Consider the following 17,675-nt stretch of genomic DNA (forward strand, 5'->3'; position numbering starts at 1 on the left):
TGGATATGCATTCTTGACTAAGAGGGGCGAGCCTCTTCATACGATGCGGGTAGGGCAGAACGGTGTTGCGGCATCCTGACCCATAGGTGGAGAGGTAAATCGTGAAAAAGATCACCGCTGCTGCGGCCTTGGCCGGCATGATTGCGACCGGCCTCGGTCCAGCTTCCGCACAGGATGCCTCGAAACGGGCGATCCCTTCGGAAAGGCAGGGCGACGTGGACGAGTCTCGTTCAGACAGTCCAAACGGTGGTCGGCCGGAAATCCGAACCCATGAAGACATGGCGGTCATGGCGCCCTACACCGCGCCCGGCGCGCGCACTTATTCTGCACTGGCAGTCGATGCCAGCGACAGCCAGTGGCCGGTGACGCTTTACTATCGCTGCAAATATCCGCGTGGCGGGACATCCATCAACGCGCCGGTCCCGCAACCGATGGAAGTGTTCGACGACGTCTATTCGATCGGCGACGATGCCAACAACATCTGGGCGATCGACACCAGCGAAGGCATCATCCTGATCGATGCGCTCACGACCGAAGAGGATGCGCGCAATATCATCGTGCGCCACATGAAACAGGTCGGCCTCGACCCGGCCCGTATCAGCCTGATCATCGTCACGCATGAGCATGGCGATCACTATGGCGGTGCACCTTACATGAAGTCCCTTTCAGGCGCGCCGATCGCCGCGACGCAGGAGGCGTGGGACTCGAAACCCTCGTTCGGGCCGCCGATGCCGGTTCGCGGTCCCGATGACCTGCTGCTCGTGGATGGCCAGGAGATCACGATCGGGGATCGCACCATCACCGTTGTGGCAACGCCAGGCCATACGCGGGGTACCGTCTCGCTCGTCTTCCCGGTCAGTGACCACGGCACGCCGCATGTGGCGGCGCTGTTTGGTGGGCAAGGCAAGCCGCGCGCAATGGCTGACTACCTCGAGTTTCGTCGCGGCCTCAACCATTTCGCCGAATATACCGACCGGATGCAGGCCGACGTGATCCTTTCCAACCATACAGTTGGCGATGACGGCCTGACCAGGATCGACCAATTGGCACGGCGGCAACCGGGTGACCCCAATCCCTATGTCGTCGGGCGCGAGGGCGTGATCCGCTACGACGCCTTGTTTCGTGCGTGCCTGAGCGCGGATATCGACCAGATGACCTACGACGCGATGCACGAGGGCGAATCAGATCAAGTTCCGCCCCCGACATCGGCATCGGACGCTTCGCCGCTATCCGGCGACCATCTTGTGACGCAGGAGATGATCGACGGCTGGAAGCACTCGCTTTCCAATTGGGGGCGTTGGGGCTCCGACGACGAGAAAGGTACGCTTAACTTTATAACCCCGCAGGTGCGCCAACGTGCAGCAAAGGAAGTCAGGCGTGGCCTCTCGGTCTCGCTGGAGCGAGCCATCACGCCGGTTCATATTGCACCCGACCACGAAGGGCCGCTTCCGCGCGCAGCGGTCGTGCAGCGCATGCTGTCGGGCCCGCCGAAGCGCACCACTGGCTCGACCGACCAGTTGAGCATCGTCGCTCACGGTTATACCGAAACCCATCTCGATGCCTTCGGCCATCATTTCCACGATGGAAAGATGTATAACGGCTTTGCAGTCAGCGACCATGTTTCGATGGATGAGGGTCTCTCGCGCGGGTCGATTGCAGCCTTCAGTGAAGGTGTGTTTACCCGGGGTGTCTTGGTCGACATCCCGATGCTCAGAGGCGTGGCCTATCTCGAGCCGGGGACCCCGATCTATGTCGAGGACCTGGAAGCCTGGGAAAAGTTCACCGGTGTCAGGATCGGTCCAGGCGACGCTGTCTTCATCCGCACCGGGCGCTGGCAAGCGGAGGCGGAGCGCGGCCCGTGGGACATAGCGAACCTCGCCGCCGGGCTGGACGCCTCGGTTATTCCCTGGCTGCACGAGCGGGACATCGCCCTGGTCGGCACCGAAAGCGCGATGAGCGTCAAGCCATTCCCCGATACGACCCAGATCGACAATCCCGACGACTACCTGCCGGCGCATAACTTTGCGTTGGTCACACTGGGGATGCCGCTGATCGACAACGCCGACCTTGATGCGCTGTCGCAAATGGCGCGCTCGCTGGATCGTTACACATTCTTGCTCACTGTCGCACCGATACGCGTCACGACCGGCACTGGCGCCACGGTGAACCCCATCGCCACCTTCTGATCTGCTGTGATCCGCAGGGAACGCGATTTTCTCAGAAATCTCTTTCGCCGGCGAAGGGCGAAACAGCGTCTTCCTTGCCGAGCACGTGCATAGCGTTGTCGCCACGGACGTCTCGCAAAAGGCTTTGGATAAAGCGCGACGCCTTGCCGAACGGCGAGGCGTCCAGGTCGAATACCGACACGCTAATCTGGCCGAATGGAAGTGGCCCGAAAATGCTTTCGATGCCGTAGTCTGCATCTTCATCCAGTTCGCCGGCCCTGGACTGTGCGAGGAAATCTTGGATGGAGTTCATCGGGTAGTGAAAACTGGCGGCGTGCTGCTGCTCGAAGGCTATGGCGAAGAGCAACTGGGCTACGGAACCGGCGGACCGTCAAATGTCGAAAATCTGTATACTCAACAAGGCTTGCAGCGAACATTTGCGAACTGGCACATCGTGCTGCTCGTAAGCTACGATGCCGATATCAGCGAAGGACAAGGCCATTCGGAAAGGCCCGCGTTGATAGACCTGATCGCGCGAAAACCTCGTTAGACATCGAGGCACTGTAAAGCTCAAGAGATACTGCGGCAGTCGAGCGGGGAAGCACGTAGTTGGTGGCCGTCAGATTACACCCGCAAATCGTCCAATTGCGGCCGGTCCGCTAGCGGGCCAGTCTTTGCCTTACTTGGATATAATCTTTGAGTGCGCCGAATGTCGGCTTCTGGCGAGAGCTGCCGTCCGGCATACCGGTATGGAACGGCGGCAACGCCCCAAAGGCGTCCACTTGGAGTCAACGTCCGCTCTTGCGCCACCCGGCAGGCAAGATGATCAGGGTCGGGGCGCATGGCTGACATCGCAGTGCATCTTCCCGGTTCAGTATTCTCCCGAACCATTAAAAAAAGCCGGTCTGCGCATGGGCCAAAAAACACATAAAAAATCGGCGACCTCAGAAAATGGCAGAAATCCGCCAAAAATCAGGATTTCGAATGGAAAATCTTTTTTTGTCAAAAATGGCAAATTGGAAAGACTTTATTGTATCTGGAAAAACTTTAATGTCTCACAACACAATTGTTGCGAGACAAAAGAGTTCTTCCATTTTCACACGCAAAACTGTGGGCTTCAGCCCCCGTTGTGACATAATAGTTTTCCAAAAACTAGAACAAAGCAGGATCGTCTCACCAAAGCAATGCCGGACCAGACGCGTTTGTGACAAAAAAGATATTCCAGTTTCGACGATTGTAACCCGCAGAATTCCTCGTGCCTTGCTTTTCACGCGCCTATTTTTCACATGTTCAGCCCCATAGGTAGCCAGTCGGCTTAAGGCTACGTGGATTGATAGCCCTACGCCAGCAAAGGGGCGCAAGCGGAATGTCTGGTTTCGGTCGCTGGATCGAGCAAAGCTACCATTCGCTCGGCGCTGAGCCATCAGGCAGCAACGCGCCCCAATTTCTGACGTTTGGTCAGTTTGCCAGTAATCTGGAAAGCGGACATTGGTTAGATGAAGCCGGACCTTCGCGAGGTTTGATGTGGGCGCGTCCTAAAACTCGGCTCTCAACCCAGTCGTTCCTCCCCAATCCTGTCGAGATCCGTAGTCAGGTGTCGCTGCATTGACGGAAAGGCTCAGGCGCGCTGGCCACATATCCCAGTTCAACCCGGCCGCGCGTCTCGTTTGACTCAAAAATCGCTGCGGCGGGGAGCGAGGAGGCGAAAGTGGCGCGCGGCCTCGCGTTCGTCGATGCGCGGTGCAGCAGCTGCCATGTGGTCCGGCCGGGGGCCGTGCCGCCCAACCCGCAGGCCCACAGATTCGTCGCCGTCGCGAACGAGATGGATTTCGACGAGGACACCCTGCGCGAATTCTTTACGGACGGCCACGACCCGCCCTTTGCCATGACGATCATGCTCGAAGAAGACGAAGCAGACATCGCCGCCGCGTATAATGTCATTGCGTGAGGCGCGGTGACAAAGCACGAAGCGGGAAGCGCCGGACAGAGGTCCTTCGACGGGACGTGCGGCTCTGCAATGGTGCATTTCCCCTGACAAGACCGCTATTATGCTGTCCACCCACCATCGATGCGTACTTCAGTACCATTCGCATAACGGGATTCGTCGGATGCAAAATAGACTATTGCTGATGCGATATCCGATGGCTTGCCGAGCATTTTCATCGGACTGCTCTCCACCAGATTTTGCCAAAGCTGCTCGCGTGTTCCCTCACCGAAAACGCCATGCTCTGCCGCCTGCTCGAACCAGTTTTCCAGGATTGCGGTGTCGATTGCCCCCGGCATTACACAGTTTGAACGGATTTTCTTTCCGTTCTTTGCCAAGTCAACAGCCATCGAACGAGACATACTGGCCACTGCAGCCTTTGATGCGTTGTAAGGCAATTCAGCCGGGAATGTCAGGACGGCCGCGATTGAGGCAACATTGACAATAGAAGAATAGTCACTGCGCCGCTCTGCACCTTTCTCTAAAAGTGGGAGGCAAGATTTTGCACCCAGAAACGCTGTCTGGCTATTCATTATAAAATGCCTCTGGAACTCTTCTACAGAGTATTCCCAGAATGGCTTCTGAATCGCCCACCCAACATTGTTGACCAGAATATCAAGTCGACCAATCTCCTGATCGATAATCTTTGCAGCGGATATCCATTGATCTTCTTCAGTTGCATCAAGGACGATCGCTCGTCCTCCGATCTTTTCAGCCACTTCGGAAACGCTGCCCTGAATATCGGTGACCACTACTGTAGCGCCCTCTCGGGCCATCGCTTCGGCAGTTGCGGCACCAATTCCCTGTGCTGCTGCCGAGATAAGAGCAACTTTGCCCTCTAGTCTTCCTGACGTCATTTTATACGCCCTTTCGCGTGAACGCGCGTTGAGAAATAGCAAGGCATCCGATTGAGTTTCGCTTATGCCATTAGTGGATATGTAAAATACCGTGGCCTGAATTGACGATATTGCGATATCCAACCGTCAAATGTAGATGGCTTGACGCTAGAATACCATTTGTCTCGGCATCAATCAGATGCGCTGGTCAGATCAGAATTGGAAAGGCTGTCGAGCAGGTAGTTGTCGAGGATCGAGATCACGTTGTCGTCATCGTCAAGGAACAGCACCGGCCCAAAGTTCGAGAAGTAAAGCTCGGTATATTCGGTAAAGGTCGTCTCTTCATGGATGGCACCCAGCGGTTCGTAACCATAGGTGCCTTCCACCGCGCTGCCCATGCGATAGTCCATCCGGCCCTTCACGACATAATATTCCCCTGCACCGTAATGTTTGTGGCGGGCAAAGCTTGCGCCTTCCTGCCCCCTGATCAGGACAGTCCAGCGTCCAGTCTCGTTGCTGCTGAAAAGGACCTGTATGTCGATTCCCTCGGCCAGCGGCAGCCACTTGCGATCTTCCTTGGGCACGAGGCACTCGTCGATGCTCATCTCTAATCTCCCGAAAATTTGATTGTTGTCGCTCAGAAGCGAGCGATGGCTTCGACGCCCCAGGTGGGCCGTTCGCCGTAATAGAGCGGGATGAAGCCAAAATCGCGCAAGTCGGTCGCGTCCATCAGGAACTTCTCGCCAAATACGTTCTTGGCCCACGCCGCGAGTTCCCAGCCCCCGTCCTGCGCCGCCAGCTTGGCGCGAAGGTTCACGAGACCGTGGCCGTCGCCGCTCGAAACCAGGTCGTCCTCACCGTTGTTGAAGTACCGTTTGCCGGTGTAATTGTATTCGGCGCGCAGACCCGCCTCCAACTCCGTCGAGATAGGGACCGTATAGGCTGCGTAAGTGGACAGCGTGAACTTCGGCGCATTGGGCAGCCGGTTGCCCGAAAAGTCGCGCGGCAGCCCCGTTACCGGGTCGAGCGCGCCCGAGGTGTAGTTCTTGTACGTCGCGTCGAGCAGCCCGAAATTGAGACCGAGCGAGAGCGGCTCGACCGGTTCTGCGAGGATCTCGACTTCCAGCCCCTTCACCGTCGCGTCGGCGGCGTTGTCCAGCCCCAGCGTCGGCACGCCGTTGCCCTGCTGGTTCACGCTGAGCACCTGCAGATCGGTATAGTCGTAGTAGAACGCGCTGGCGTTGAAACGCACGCGGCGATCGAACAGCGTCGATTTCACGCCGACTTCGTAAGAAGTGAGATATTCCGGTTCGACCTTCGTTCGCTCGGCCACACTGGTGATGATGCCAATGTTGAAGGTACCCGACTTGAACCCCTTGGTGACCGAGGCATAGGCCATGATGTCGTCGGTGACGTCGTAATCCGCCGCCAATCGCCAGGAGAACGCCTTGAACGTGTCGGAAAGCTCGGCATAGGGGACAAGATCGATTTCCGGCCCGTTGGGTACGTCGTCATCGAAGTACCCCGGAACGAGAAACGCACGATGCGTGGCATCGACTTCGTCCCACGTATATCGCCCGCCGACGGTCAGCCCCAGCCTGTCGGTGAGTTCGTAACTCGCTTGCCCGAACACCGCGTAGCTCTTGTTGTCGCGGCTCGCCACTGTGATCAGCGGGATGCCGCCCTGCTCGAACGTCAGTTCCCCGACCAGGTCCGCATCGGCCTGGCTTTCCAGCTTTTCGTCGAAATAGAACAGGCCCACGATCGCATCGAGGCGGTCGGCCGAATAGGCCAGTTGCAGTTCCTGGCTGAACTGTTCGGTCTGTGTCGCGAACTTGATCTCGTCGATCGAGACCGGGCTGCCGTCTACGTCGACGCGGTTGTCGACCTCGGTATCGTCGTACCCGGTGATCGATTTCAGCGTCAGCCCGCCGCCGAGCCCGATCGAGACGTTGAGCGAGGCCCAGGCGTTGTCGGAATAATTGCGGCTGTCGGCATTGTAATTGAGGACCGACCAGTCGTCAGGCGCGGGATCGGAATAGCCGAAGATATTCGCACCATTGATCGTGCCGAGCGGCTTGGGATGGAAATAGTCGGACCTGTCCCGGCCCGTGCCGCCCGAAAGGCGCACGTCGATGTCGGAATGCGGATTATAGCGCAAGATGCCCCGAACCGCCGCCTCGTCCACGTCGATGGCCTTGTCACCCGTAAACAGGTTTACGCGTTCGCCATCCCGGCGGCGCACGATGCCCGACGCGCGCATCGAAAGCCCTTCGGCCAGCGGCATCGTGACGGCGCCCTCGGCCTCGAACAGGTCGAAACGGCCATAACCCATGCGCGCATAGCCTTCGAAATAATCGCCCGGCTGGCGCGAGATGTAGTGGATGGCACCGCCGGTCGTGTTCTTGCCGAACAGCGTGCCTTGCGGGCCGCGCAGCACCTCGATCCGGTCGACATCGAACAGGGCGAACATCTGGCTACCGGTCGCCGCCACCACGACATCATCGCGATAGATCGAGATCGGCCCGACAGAGGACGAATTGAAATCGTTGTTGCCGACACCGCGGATGAAGATGTTCGGCACACCGCCGAAAGTCTTGATTTCAAGGTTCGGGACATTGTCGCCGATGGCAAGGCTGTTGCTGAGCCCCGCCTCTGCGATCTGGTCCCCGCCCAGCGCGGACACGGCAATCGGAACGTCCTGAAGGCTCTGTTCGCGCCGCTGTGCCGTCACGACGATTTCCGCGATGCCGCCCTGCTGGACCTGCGTATCGCCCTCGCTCTGCGCAAAGGCAGGCGTCGTCAGCGCGCTGGCGCACATCAAGGCTGCGGCTGTTCTCAGCGTGGCGGTGCCGGTCTGCTTCATTATAATCTCCCCTGCGTGCCTGGCCGTTATCGTCGGCCTGCTCGGCTTGTTGGCAGGTTGTTTCTACGGTGGCGGCAGGGACATTGCTTGAACGCCAGCGACCAAAGCAAAGCATTTGAGTGAACCGCGCAAATTTGTCGGAAAACGACCGGTTTTGTGCAGGAGGGAACGGCTTTCGGGACCAGAGAGAACCTTCCCTTGGCGGCGCTGGCGCTGCTGGTTTTCCTCGCCTACAGTCAGAGTGGGAGAAAACACATGCAGGAACAGCAAGCCGAGACGTGGACAACACGCGGGCTGCCCGGACGGCAGCAATTCCGCAATTTCCAGGAAGTTTTCGAAAGGACGCACTTCCACTGGGACCTGAAGGGCGATTGCGACGACCGTTATCATGGCGCGATCGTTCGCCGACATTACGACGATTACGTCTTCACCCATATCGAGGCCGACCCGCTGGCCGGCAGACGGACGGCGGACGATATCAAGCGCGGCGACCAGCCCTATTTCTGTCTGCTCTATCTGGAGGCCGGGCAAAGCCACCTGGCACAGGGCGCGAACGAGTGCGATCTCACCCCCGGCTCCATCGCCTTGTGGGACAGCACCCGTCCCGCTTTTTTCGATGCGAAGACCACCCTGCACCAGTTCTCGCTATTGATCCCGCACCGCACTGCAAAGCTTGCCCTCCCGGGGATTGAGGACTTGTGCGGCATGCAGGTGCCCGGTGACCGCGGCATGGGCGCGCTGCTGAAATCGCACCTCAGGCAGCTGCATTCGACCATCGACAGCATCGATGCGCGCGACCGGCCCGCCGTCCTTCGCGCCACGGTGGAAATGGCCGCCGCCACCTTCCGCCCCAGCAACGAGGCGCTTTCGGGCACTGCCTTCCGCCGTTCGCTGCTGGCCCGGGTGCAGGAATACGTCATCGCCAACCTTGCCGATCCGGACCTTGGCCCACAGACGATCGCTTCAGCCTTCCGCTTCAGCCCGCGATATCTGCACCGGTTGTTCGCCGAATTCGACATGACGGTCTGCGAATGGATCCGCCAGCGCCGCCTTGCCCGTGCGCGCGTCGACATGGAATCGCGCGGTCTCGACGCCCTGTCGATCACGCAGATCGCGATGAAGAACGGCTTTTCCGACAGTTCGCATTTCTCACGCAGCTTTCGCGCCGAGTTCGGAGCCAGCCCGCGCGACTGGCGCGAGGCATCGAAACGCGAGAGCTGAGCGCAAGCGGACCGACACGGTTCGCCCATTGTCATGTTTTGAGGGCCGCGCCGACAAGTAAGCTCTGCGCCGATCGCGCAAACACCATGGTGCAAATCCCGCACGACGACGGGACTTATCGTGGAAAGGGCGCGCAATGGGCTCAAGACTGGCAGGAAAGACCACACTGGTCACAGGGGCGGCACAGGGGATCGGGCAGGCCATCGCCGCCCATTTCGAAAGCGAGGGAGCCGAAGTCTGGCGCGGCGATCTTCAGCCGATGGACGGGCCGCGTACCCTGCACCTCGACGTTTCGGACGAGGGATCGTGGGCCGATGCCATCGCCGCGATCGAGGCCGGTTCCGGCAAGCTCGACGTTCTGGTGAACAATGCCGGGATCGAGTGGGAAAAGCCGCTTCAGGACATTCCGCTCAGCGACTGGCGCAAGGTCATGTCGGTCAATGTTGACGGCATCTTCCTCGGCTGCCGCACGGCAAAGCCCCTGTTGGAGCGCCGCGAGAGCGGGCGCGCATCGGTCATCAACGTGTCCTCGGTCGCCGGTATCGTCGGCTTTCCCGACCAGGTCGCCTACAACACGTCGAAAGGCGCCGTGCGGCACCTGACCAAGAGCCTGGCCGTCGAATGGGCCGCGCACGCAACCCCAATCCGCTGCAATTCGATTCATCCCGGCTGTATCAACACGCCGATGCTCGCAGCAGCGGGCGAAAAATGGGTCGCGGCCGGCCTGATCGAGGGCGACAGCCTGATGGAAGCGATGGGCGCGATGTGTCCCTTGAACGAAGTTGGCGACCCTTCCGACATCGCATGGGGCGCGGTCTATCTCGCCAGTGACGAGGCGAAGTTCGTTACCGGTCTCGAACTCGTCATCGACGGGGGGTTCATAGCGCGATGACCATCTCCAACCAGTCACACCGCCTGTGGATGTACGAAAACATGGTGAAGTCGCGCGCGTTCGAGGACGCGATCAAGCCAGCCTATTTCGAAGGAAAGACGCCGCGGTTCAACATGGCCAATGGGCCGATACCGGGCGAAATGCACTTGTCCGACGGGCAGGAGCCTTGCGCGGTTGGCGTTTGCGCGCACTTGCACGAAGGCGACACGGTCACAGCCACCCACCGCCCGCACCACGCAGCGATCGCCAAGGGCGTCGATCTCGACCGCATGGCGGCAGAAATCTTCGGGCGCGAAGCCGGCCTTTCGGGGGGGCGCGGCGGACATATGCATTTGTTCGACGCGTCGGTGAACTTCGCCTGTTCGGGCATCATAGCGCAGGGCATGGGTCCGGCACTGGGCGCGGCAATGGCCGCAAAACTGCGCGGCAGCGACAATGTCGCAGTGGCCTATATCGGCGAAGGCGCGGCCAATCAGGGTGCGTTCCACGAAGTCATGAACCTCGCTTCCGTCTGGCGCGCACCGCTGATCGTTGTAATCGAGGACAACGGTTATGGCGTGTCGGTGTCCAAGGCATCGTGCACTGCGGTTGCGCGCAACGCCGACCGCGCCGCCGCCTATGCCATGCCCGGCATCCATGTTGCGGGCAATGATCCCGACGCGATCTACGAGGCCGCAGGCGAAGCCATCGCACGGGCCCGCCGCGGCGAAGGGCCCAGCCTGATAGAGATCGAGACCAGCCGTCTTGAAGGGCACTTCATGGGGGACCAGGAAGGCTATCGCCCCGAAGGTGAAAAGGACCGGCTGAAAGCCATCGACCCGATCCCCCGATACCGTGAACGCCTGCTTGCCGACGGGTTCGACACTGCCGAACTGGATGCCTGCGAGAAGCGCGCGCAGCAGGCCGTCGATGCTGCATTCGTCTTTGCGCGCGGCTCGGCCCTGCCCGATCAGGCCAGCGCGTTTACCAGCGTTTTCACCGAAAGGAGCGCGGCATGAACACTGCAACTGCCATCCGCAAGCAGACCATCGCCAAGGCCATGTCCGAAGCGCTTGCCAGCGAAATGGAGCGTGATGCGAACGTCATCGTGCTAGGCGAGGACATCGGCAAGCTGGGGGGCGTGTTCGGCAACACCGGCGGCCTTCTTGAAAAGTTCGGCGCCAACCGTGTGTTTGACACCCCAATTTCCGAAACCGGTTTCATCGGGGCGGCGGTTGGCATGGCAGGGGCCGGAATGCGCCCGGTTGTCGAACTGATGTTCGTCGATTTCTTCGGCGTGTGCATGGATGCGATCTACAACCTCGCCGCGAAACAGGCCTACTTCTCGGGCGGACAGGTTTCCTGCCCGATGGTGCTGATGACATCTGTCGGCGGCGGCTACGGCGATGCGGGACAGCATTCTCAGTGTCTTTACGCCACCTTTGGGCACTTGCCTGGCATGAAAGTCGTCATCCCGTCCAATGCACACGATGCCAAGGGATTGATGCTGGCCGCGATCCGCGACGAGAATCCGGTCGTCTTCATGTTTCACAAGGCGCTGCAGGGCATGGGCTGGCTAGGCACCGTCGCGGGGTCGATCACCGATGTGCCCGAAGGCGACTATGAAGTGCCGATCGGCAAGGCAGGCGTGGTGCGAGAAGGAACCGACATCACGCTCGTCGGCCTTGGCGTCACCGTGCACCACTGCCTCGCCGCCGCAGATGCCCTCTCGCGTGAAGACGGTGTCGAAGCGGAAGTCATCGACATCAGGACGATCGCGCCGCTGGACCGGGAGACCATCCTTGCCTCGGTCCGCAAGACCGGACGCGTGGTCGTGGTCGACGACGATTACCTGTCCTGCGGCCTTGCCGGAGAAGTCATCACCTCCATCGCCGAGGCAGGGATCCCTCTCGCCTCGCCGCCGCAGCGGATTTCGCATCCCGACATTCCCATCCCGTTTTCACCAGCATTGGAGCATGCCGTCTTGCCGAACGCCGAGATGACCCTTGCCGCCGCTCGCCAGTCGATCGGAGAACGCGCATGACCGCGATCGTCGTACCAACCGACTTGTGGGAAGACGGGTCGCCTGCGGTTCTGGGCACCTGGCTGTTTTCCGATGGAGAGCAGGTGCGCGAAGGCACGATCGTCGCCGAAGTCATGCGCGACAAGGCCAGCTACGAGATCGCTGCGCCGGCATCGGGCACGCTACGGACACATGTGGCGGAGGACGACGAGATCGCTCTGGGATCGGCGATTGGCAGGATCGATTGACCGCCATGGACGCACAGGACCAAACACGGTGCGATGCGTTGTTTCACGCCCTTGGCACAAAACTGCTCGGCATCGCGCCTGATGCGATCATTCACGATGCCTTGGCCGAACCGCAGGCTGCTGTCGATGAGGACATCGTTATGGCGCAACAGGCGCTAGGCGAGAGTGCTCCGTTGAAGCTGGTGAGGCTTTGGCGAAACAGGCCGTGCCTGGTTCTGCCGCGCCGTCATGCGCACAGCCCAGCCATTGGAGAGGCGTCCGCGCTTGCGGGAATGCCCGTGGTCTTCAGAAAGTCCGGCGGACGCTGTGTCGCACATGGACCTCACATCGCGAACCTTACACTCATCCTGACCGGCGATCATACTGCGCCTCGTGCGCCCTACCGGCCGCTGCTCGATCTATTGGGCAGCCTGTTCGCTTCCATGGGGTTTGTCGGAGAGATGCGCAGCGTTTCGGGCGCTCATTGCGATGGGCGGCACAATTTCGCAGTCGATGGGAAAAAACTGGCCGGCACTGCAGCGTTAGTGATGCGGCGTGGCGAGCGACAGGCAGTCCTTGCCCACGCCTCGATATCGCTGCACTTCATCGCAAGCGATCTCACTGCGATCATGCAAGTCGAACGCGCTCTCGGTTTCGAAGCGGACTACAGCGCACAAAGCCATGTCGGCCTGACCGAACTGTTAGGCAATGCTGCCTTATCTGAAATCGGAACCGACAGGGAGACGTGTCTTGCCTGATACCCCGACCGTCATTGCTGACCGCCTTGCGCATATCGTCGCGCTTTACGATGGCGATAACCTGTCGCTGCATGACCTACTGGTCGCCTCACACGCCCCAGACGACGTCGCCTTTCGCTTCATAGGGGGCGAGGACATCACCTACGCCCGGCTGGATCGGTTATCGGCCGCGATCGCCGGCGGGTTGGCGGCACGAGGGATCGGACCTGGCGACTGCGTGGCCGTGCTGATGGGCAAAAGCCCGGAACTGGTCGCCACGTTGGTCGCGTCATGGCGGTTGGGCGCCGTGGTCATGCCGATTTTCACGGCCTTCAGCATGCCTGCCGTCACGCACCGGTTGCAAGGCGGCAAGGCGAAAGCCGTGATCGTCGATACCGGTCAGGTCGAAAAGCTCGACCCAGCGATCATCGCAGAACTCGGCCTTTCGCGCACCGTTTTCGTGAATGGCAGTAATGGCGGGTTCACCAGCCTCGCCTCGATCATCGGCGAGCGTTCGCCCGCGCCAGATCCAGCCCACCTGCCCGCCTCCGCGCCGATGATCCGCATATTCACATCGGGTACGACCGGCAATCCGAAAGGCGTCGATCTGCCGCTGCGCGCGCTGGCCAGCATTCGCGCCTATGCCGAGTTCGGGCTATTCATCGAACCGGACGACACATTCTGGTGCGCAGCCGATCCGGGGTGGGCCTATGGCCTCTACTACGCAATCGTTGCCCCGCTCCTGCTGGGCCAGCGGTCCATCCTGCTACCCGGTAGTTTTGATCCGCAGCGCACGCTGGCTGTTCTTTCCGAAGAAGGCGTGACGAACTTCGCCGCTGCGCCGACGATTTACCGCGCCCTGCGCACCCGCGAGCCATCCGGTGCGTTGCAAGTGAAAAAGGCTTCCAGCGCCGGAGAACCGCTTGGCGCGGACCTTGATGAATGGGCGATGGCAACTTTTGGAACGCGCATCCACGACCACTATGGCCAGACCGAGGCGGGGATGATGATCAATAACCATCACCACCCCTTGTTGCGGAACGAAGCGAAAGCGGGCTCGATGGGTCGGACCATGCCGGGATGGCAGGCCGTAATCCTGGACGAGCAGGGAGAGCCTGCCCCTTCGGGCCAAACCGGCAAGCTTGCGATGAGCCTCGACCATAGTCCCCTGGCCTGGTTCGCGGGATACCTCGACGCGCCCAGGGCCACTCAAGAGAAATTCTCGCCATGCGGACGATTTTATCTCACCGGCGATGCAGCCCGCATGGATGAGGACGGCCTCATTACTTTCTATGCCCGCGACGACGATATCGTGCTGATGGCTGGTTATCGCATCGGGCCGCAGGAGGTCGAAAGCGTGCTGAACGATCACCCGAGAGTGGCCGCCTCGGCAGCCTTCGGCGTTCCGGACGAAGTCATGGGAGAAAGGCTCGAAGCCTGCGTTGTTCTAACCGATGCTTCCGGCGCGCCCTCTACTGTTGAACTGCAGCAGTGGGTAAAGGACCGCTTCGCCCGCCACGCTTATCCACGTAAGATCCATTTCATTGCCGAGATGCCCCTAACCCCCAGTGGCAAGATCAAGCGTTTCGCGTTGCGAAAGCGTTTCGGCGCAACCTGACCGAGCAGCGTCGATATTCGTGGAGCTCGCCAAGGGCTCATTCTGTCGCCTCGGCCAGTCCGCCCGACGAATGGTTCTCAGTCTCGATCATCCGGGTCAGCAGCTTGCGCACCTTGACCGGTGCGACGTCGTTGCTCATCAGAACGGGGTTCAGCGAGAAGAAATCCTCGTCGCCCATCTCGGCCTGAACCGCCATAACCAGCGGCCCGTCCTCGTCCTCGAAGGCAGCATGCATCCCGGCGATCTTCTGAGCATTGTATTCAGCGTCGTCTTCCACGTGGTTGCGGCGCGTGGCGAAGAAGTAATGCGTCTCCAGTTCGTCGGCCGGGGTGCAGGTATGCAGGTCGTACTGGTTGATGTCGTTCTCAAACCCTTCCGGCTCCTGCGTTGCCGCCACGGTCAGCTGAATACTGGCCGGCGCGCTCCACGTGATGTCGAAATACTGGCGCGCCTCTTCCTCTGGCTTGGGCAGGAACGGGGCGAAGATCATCATCGCGGGCTGCTGCGACCATTCCCAGCGGGCCGATACGGTACGATCGGTTTCGTGAACCCTGGGCACGAGCGGAGACAGCTTGCCGCGCGTCGTTATGATCTCGCCGTGGACATGGTCGATGTGCGAAAGATCCATGACGTTGTCGATGATCAGCTCGTAATTCACCGGCAGGTTCATGTAGGTGAAGCCGACACCCGTTTCCGGCCCTTCGTCCAGTGGCGAGTAATCGGGGAGCAGCGACAGGTCCGCCTCACTTTCATCCATCCATATCCACAAAAAGCCGTACTTTTCGACAAGGGGGAACGTGTCGACTTTTGCAGCCTTGGGGATGTGGCCCTGTCCGTGCGGGTTGTGGGTGCACTGCCCCTGCCCGTCGAAGCGTAGCGCGTGATAGGGGCACGCGACCTCGTCGCCGACACGCTTGCCCATGCTGAGCGGTGCAAAACGGTGAGGGCAACGATCGTGCAGCGCGACCGCGGTGCCGTCGCCCAAGCGGTAGATCATCACCGATTTGCCAAGGATCTTGCGATGAAAAAGGTCCGCCGCGTTCACTTCGCTGGACAGGGCGGCCGCATACCAGGCCTTCTTGAGGAAACGGTCACGAACTTTCATGGCTTTGGCCTCTTTTCAATCAGATACGTATGGTGAGACGGGGGGTCAGCGCGCGCGAGCAACACGGCGTGAAGCAATCGTTCGCCGCTTTCTCCGCGTCGGACAGGAACATGTCGCGGTGGTCGGGTATGCCGCCCGCAATGTCGGTCAGGCAGGTTCCGCAGATGCCCTGTTCGCAGGATACCGGAATTTCGATCCCGGCTGCTGCAAGGGCATCGATCGCGCTTTGCCCGGCGGCCACTTCGATCACGCGGTCGCTGCCTTCGACCGCGATTTTGAATGCACCGTCTTCGCCGGGTTGCGAAACGGGCGCGGAAAAACGCTCGAAATGGACCTGGCTGTCGGGCCAGCCGGCCTTCTTAGCGGCATTAAGGACGTGGTCCATGAACCCGTCGGGTCCGCAGACGTAGATATGCGTGCCGACGACTGGAGTGCCGCCCAACAAGGCGTCGACGTCCAGCCGGGTATCCGGATCATCGTCGCAGTGCAGGCTGACCCGGCCCGCGAAGTCGTCGCCGCCCAGTTGGTCGGCAAAGGCGGCGCGGTCCGCACTGCGCACGCAATAGTGCATATCGAACCGGTCGCCCTTGGCCGAAAGATGGTGCGCCATCGCAAGGATCGGCGTGATGCCGATGCCGCCCGCGAAAAGCAGCGCCTGCTCCTGCACGTCCAGCGGGAAGAGATTGCGCGGAGGGCTGATCGACAGCGTGTCGCCGGCCGCCACATCGTCGTGGATCGCCCGCGACCCGCCCCGCCCTGCAGAATCGCGCAGGACGCCGATGCGGTATCTCCGCGTGTCTACTGCCGGACCGCACAGGGAATACTGGCGGACGATATCGCCGGGCAGGCGGACGTCGACGTGTGCGCCGGGCTCCCAGTGCGGCAGGTCCGTACCGTCTGCCTTTTCCAGTACGAAGCTTGCAATGTCGCGCGCCTCGTCCCGCTTTTCGGCGACGCGGACTGCTATCCACTCGCTCATGCCGGGTTCTCCGCTGCGATCAGCTTGTCCAGCACCCAGAGCATCTGGCCCGGACCCGCATCGTGGACGATGTCGATCTGCGGCGCGTCGGGATATTCGAGCTGACGCCTGCGCTGCCCTTCGAGGATGCGCTTGTCTTCGAGAAAGGCATCGAAGTTGGTCCGGTACATCAGGTCGATGACCCCCGGAAACTCGGTCTCCGTGCTGGTCCCCCACGAGAAGTAGTAGTCGAGCGTCCCCTCGTCCCGCGGGGTCACGGCCTGCGAGGTATAAGTGTCGAGCAGCAGCGCGCCTTGCGCATCCCCGCTTTCCAAACCGTCCGCCTCGTGAATGCGGAAATTCATAATGAAGTTGCACGGTACCGTCAGGCGCACGTGAACCTGGATGTCGAAACGCGCTTCCTTGGGAAACATGTGCGCGGTGAAACGTGGAGAAGGAATGTCGCGAACGACATAGCGGGTCTCGATCCCACGGGCCTGGCGCTTGTGACGCGGCTTGATGAAGGCCCATCCGTCGGTGCCGCCGAAAGTCTCGTCGTGCACCCACGAAATGTGGCTGAGATCGGCAAGATTGGCGATCTCCTGCCGATAGTTCGTCTCGATCCTGATCGAGTTTGCACGCAAGTTGAGATCCGGATCGTACGGGCTGTAGGCTTCGCAGATCAGGCTTTCGTCCGCATCTTCGGGCTTGCCCATCCAGACCCAGATCCAGCCGTCCTTTTCGCAAGTGGCGAAGGCGGGGACGCGCGCGCCTTCCGGCGGCTGCGCCATACCCGGCACAGCGCGGCAAATGCCGTCCGGTCCGAACAGCATGCCGTGATACATGCAGCGCACCGCGTCGCCTTCCTTGCGGCCAAGCGACAGCGGGGCGGAGCGATGGGGGCACCTGTCCTCCATCGCCACAAGCGCGCCTTCCGCGGTGCGATAGAGCAGCAGACTCTGCCCTGCGATGCGGCGCTCGACCAGGTCCTTCTGGCCGAGCCCCACATCATCGCGCCAACCGGCACAATACCACGCGTTCTTGAGGAATGTTTCCGCCACGGC

Annotated in this window: 18 protein-coding genes and 1 pseudogene; 13 read left to right on the top strand and 6 right to left on the bottom strand. The window is 60.6% G+C overall.

The genetic code is table 11. The features are described 5' to 3' along the window. Positions 1-101 precede the first annotated feature (101 nt). The 6 genes and pseudogenes from FAX90_RS16795 (at position 102) to FAX90_RS04780 (ending at position 4,113) form a co-directional block, all read left to right on the top strand. On the top strand, positions 102-2,186 hold the full coding sequence (locus FAX90_RS16795; protein WP_240704719.1) for an MBL fold metallo-hydrolase: 2,085 nt from the start codon (positions 102-104) through the stop codon (positions 2,184-2,186). A gap of 85 nt (positions 2,187-2,271) precedes the next feature. Beyond that, positions 2,272-2,463 (top strand): annotated as a pseudogene (locus FAX90_RS16915) (class I SAM-dependent methyltransferase); the annotation flags it as partial. Between the two features lie 21 nt (positions 2,464-2,484). Further along, the gene (locus tag FAX90_RS16805) at positions 2,485-2,715 is read left to right on the top strand and encodes a hypothetical protein (RefSeq protein ID WP_240704721.1); all 231 of its coding nucleotides are present in this window, start codon (positions 2,485-2,487) and stop codon (positions 2,713-2,715) included. Positions 2,716-2,947: 232 nt separating this feature from the next. Then, the gene (locus FAX90_RS16685; protein ID WP_144095997.1) at positions 2,948-3,298 is read left to right on the top strand and encodes a hypothetical protein; all 351 of its coding nucleotides are present in this window, start codon (positions 2,948-2,950) and stop codon (positions 3,296-3,298) included. A 233-nt stretch (positions 3,299-3,531) separates the two neighbouring features. After that, entirely contained in the window at positions 3,532-3,774 is a 243-nt protein-coding gene (locus FAX90_RS04775; RefSeq protein ID WP_144095999.1) for a hypothetical protein, read from the top strand. Positions 3,775-3,873: 99 nt separating this feature from the next. Then, entirely contained in the window at positions 3,874-4,113 is a 240-nt protein-coding gene (locus FAX90_RS04780) for a hypothetical protein (RefSeq protein ID WP_144096001.1), read from the top strand. Positions 4,114-4,211: 98 nt separating this feature from the next. Here the strand turns inward: FAX90_RS04780 and FAX90_RS04785 are convergent, their stop codons facing one another. Genes FAX90_RS04785 through FAX90_RS04795 form a run of 3 tightly spaced genes read right to left on the bottom strand, consistent with a single transcriptional unit; the run spans position 4,212 to position 7,851 of the window. Continuing rightward, positions 4,212-5,129 carry an SDR family NAD(P)-dependent oxidoreductase gene (locus FAX90_RS04785; protein ID WP_144096003.1) on the bottom strand — a complete coding sequence of 306 codons (918 nt, stop codon included), beginning with the start codon at positions 5,127-5,129 and terminating at the stop codon, positions 4,212-4,214. Positions 5,130-5,176: 47 nt separating this feature from the next. Further along, positions 5,177-5,590: a 2,4'-dihydroxyacetophenone dioxygenase family protein gene (locus FAX90_RS04790; protein WP_144096005.1), complete on the bottom strand. Its 414-nt coding sequence runs from the start codon at positions 5,588-5,590 to the stop codon at positions 5,177-5,179. A 32-nt stretch (positions 5,591-5,622) separates the two neighbouring features. Beyond that, positions 5,623-7,851, bottom strand: coding sequence for a TonB-dependent receptor (locus FAX90_RS04795; RefSeq protein ID WP_144096007.1), 2,229 nt, complete (start codon positions 7,849-7,851; stop codon positions 5,623-5,625). 255 nt (positions 7,852-8,106) lie between these two features. Between FAX90_RS04795 and FAX90_RS04800 the strand changes: the two genes are divergently transcribed. From FAX90_RS04800 to FAX90_RS04830, 7 genes are all read left to right on the top strand, one after another. Then, a complete protein-coding gene (locus tag FAX90_RS04800) occupies positions 8,107-9,072 on the top strand; it encodes a helix-turn-helix domain-containing protein (RefSeq protein ID WP_144096009.1) in 966 nt (321 codons plus the stop codon). 136 nt (positions 9,073-9,208) lie between these two features. Then, positions 9,209-9,964 (top strand): SDR family oxidoreductase, encoded by a 756-nt coding sequence (locus tag FAX90_RS04805; RefSeq protein ID WP_144096011.1) that lies wholly within the window; start codon positions 9,209-9,211, stop codon positions 9,962-9,964. Beyond that, positions 9,961-10,962, top strand: coding sequence for a thiamine pyrophosphate-dependent dehydrogenase E1 component subunit alpha (locus FAX90_RS04810; protein ID WP_170234868.1), 1,002 nt, complete (start codon positions 9,961-9,963; stop codon positions 10,960-10,962). Before FAX90_RS04805 ends, FAX90_RS04810 begins: the two co-directional genes overlap by 4 nt. Next, positions 10,959-11,987: an alpha-ketoacid dehydrogenase subunit beta gene (locus FAX90_RS04815; protein WP_144096013.1), complete on the top strand. Its 1,029-nt coding sequence runs from the start codon at positions 10,959-10,961 to the stop codon at positions 11,985-11,987. Before FAX90_RS04810 ends, FAX90_RS04815 begins: the two co-directional genes overlap by 4 nt. After that, the gene (locus FAX90_RS04820) at positions 11,984-12,214 is read left to right on the top strand and encodes a biotin/lipoyl-containing protein (protein ID WP_144096015.1); all 231 of its coding nucleotides are present in this window, start codon (positions 11,984-11,986) and stop codon (positions 12,212-12,214) included. The genes FAX90_RS04815 and FAX90_RS04820 overlap by 4 nt, the downstream gene beginning before the upstream one ends. Before the next feature lie 5 nt (positions 12,215-12,219). Further along, positions 12,220-12,951 (top strand): lipoyl protein ligase domain-containing protein, encoded by a 732-nt coding sequence (locus FAX90_RS04825; protein ID WP_144096017.1) that lies wholly within the window; start codon positions 12,220-12,222, stop codon positions 12,949-12,951. Continuing rightward, positions 12,902-14,548, top strand: coding sequence for an AMP-binding protein (locus tag FAX90_RS04830; protein WP_144096019.1), 1,647 nt, complete (start codon positions 12,902-12,904; stop codon positions 14,546-14,548). The genes FAX90_RS04825 and FAX90_RS04830 overlap by 50 nt, the downstream gene beginning before the upstream one ends. A 37-nt stretch (positions 14,549-14,585) precedes the next feature. On the opposite strand, the gene FAX90_RS04835 is transcribed toward FAX90_RS04830, so the two are convergent. The 3 genes from FAX90_RS04835 to FAX90_RS04845 are packed head-to-tail and all read right to left on the bottom strand — an operon-like array spanning position 14,586 to position 17,672. Continuing rightward, positions 14,586-15,653 carry an aromatic ring-hydroxylating oxygenase subunit alpha gene (locus tag FAX90_RS04835; RefSeq protein WP_144096021.1) on the bottom strand — a complete coding sequence of 356 codons (1,068 nt, stop codon included), beginning with the start codon at positions 15,651-15,653 and terminating at the stop codon, positions 14,586-14,588. Positions 15,654-15,672: 19 nt separating this feature from the next. Further along, positions 15,673-16,632 (bottom strand): PDR/VanB family oxidoreductase, encoded by a 960-nt coding sequence (locus tag FAX90_RS04840; RefSeq protein WP_144096023.1) that lies wholly within the window; start codon positions 16,630-16,632, stop codon positions 15,673-15,675. Next, positions 16,629-17,672: an aromatic ring-hydroxylating oxygenase subunit alpha gene (locus FAX90_RS04845; protein WP_144096025.1), complete on the bottom strand. Its 1,044-nt coding sequence runs from the start codon at positions 17,670-17,672 to the stop codon at positions 16,629-16,631. The genes FAX90_RS04840 and FAX90_RS04845 overlap by 4 nt, the downstream gene beginning before the upstream one ends. Positions 17,673-17,675: the final 3 nt, after the last annotated feature.

Source organism: Croceicoccus sediminis, from assembly GCF_007570835.1.
Taxonomy (GTDB): domain Bacteria; phylum Pseudomonadota; class Alphaproteobacteria; order Sphingomonadales; family Sphingomonadaceae; genus Croceicoccus; species Croceicoccus sediminis.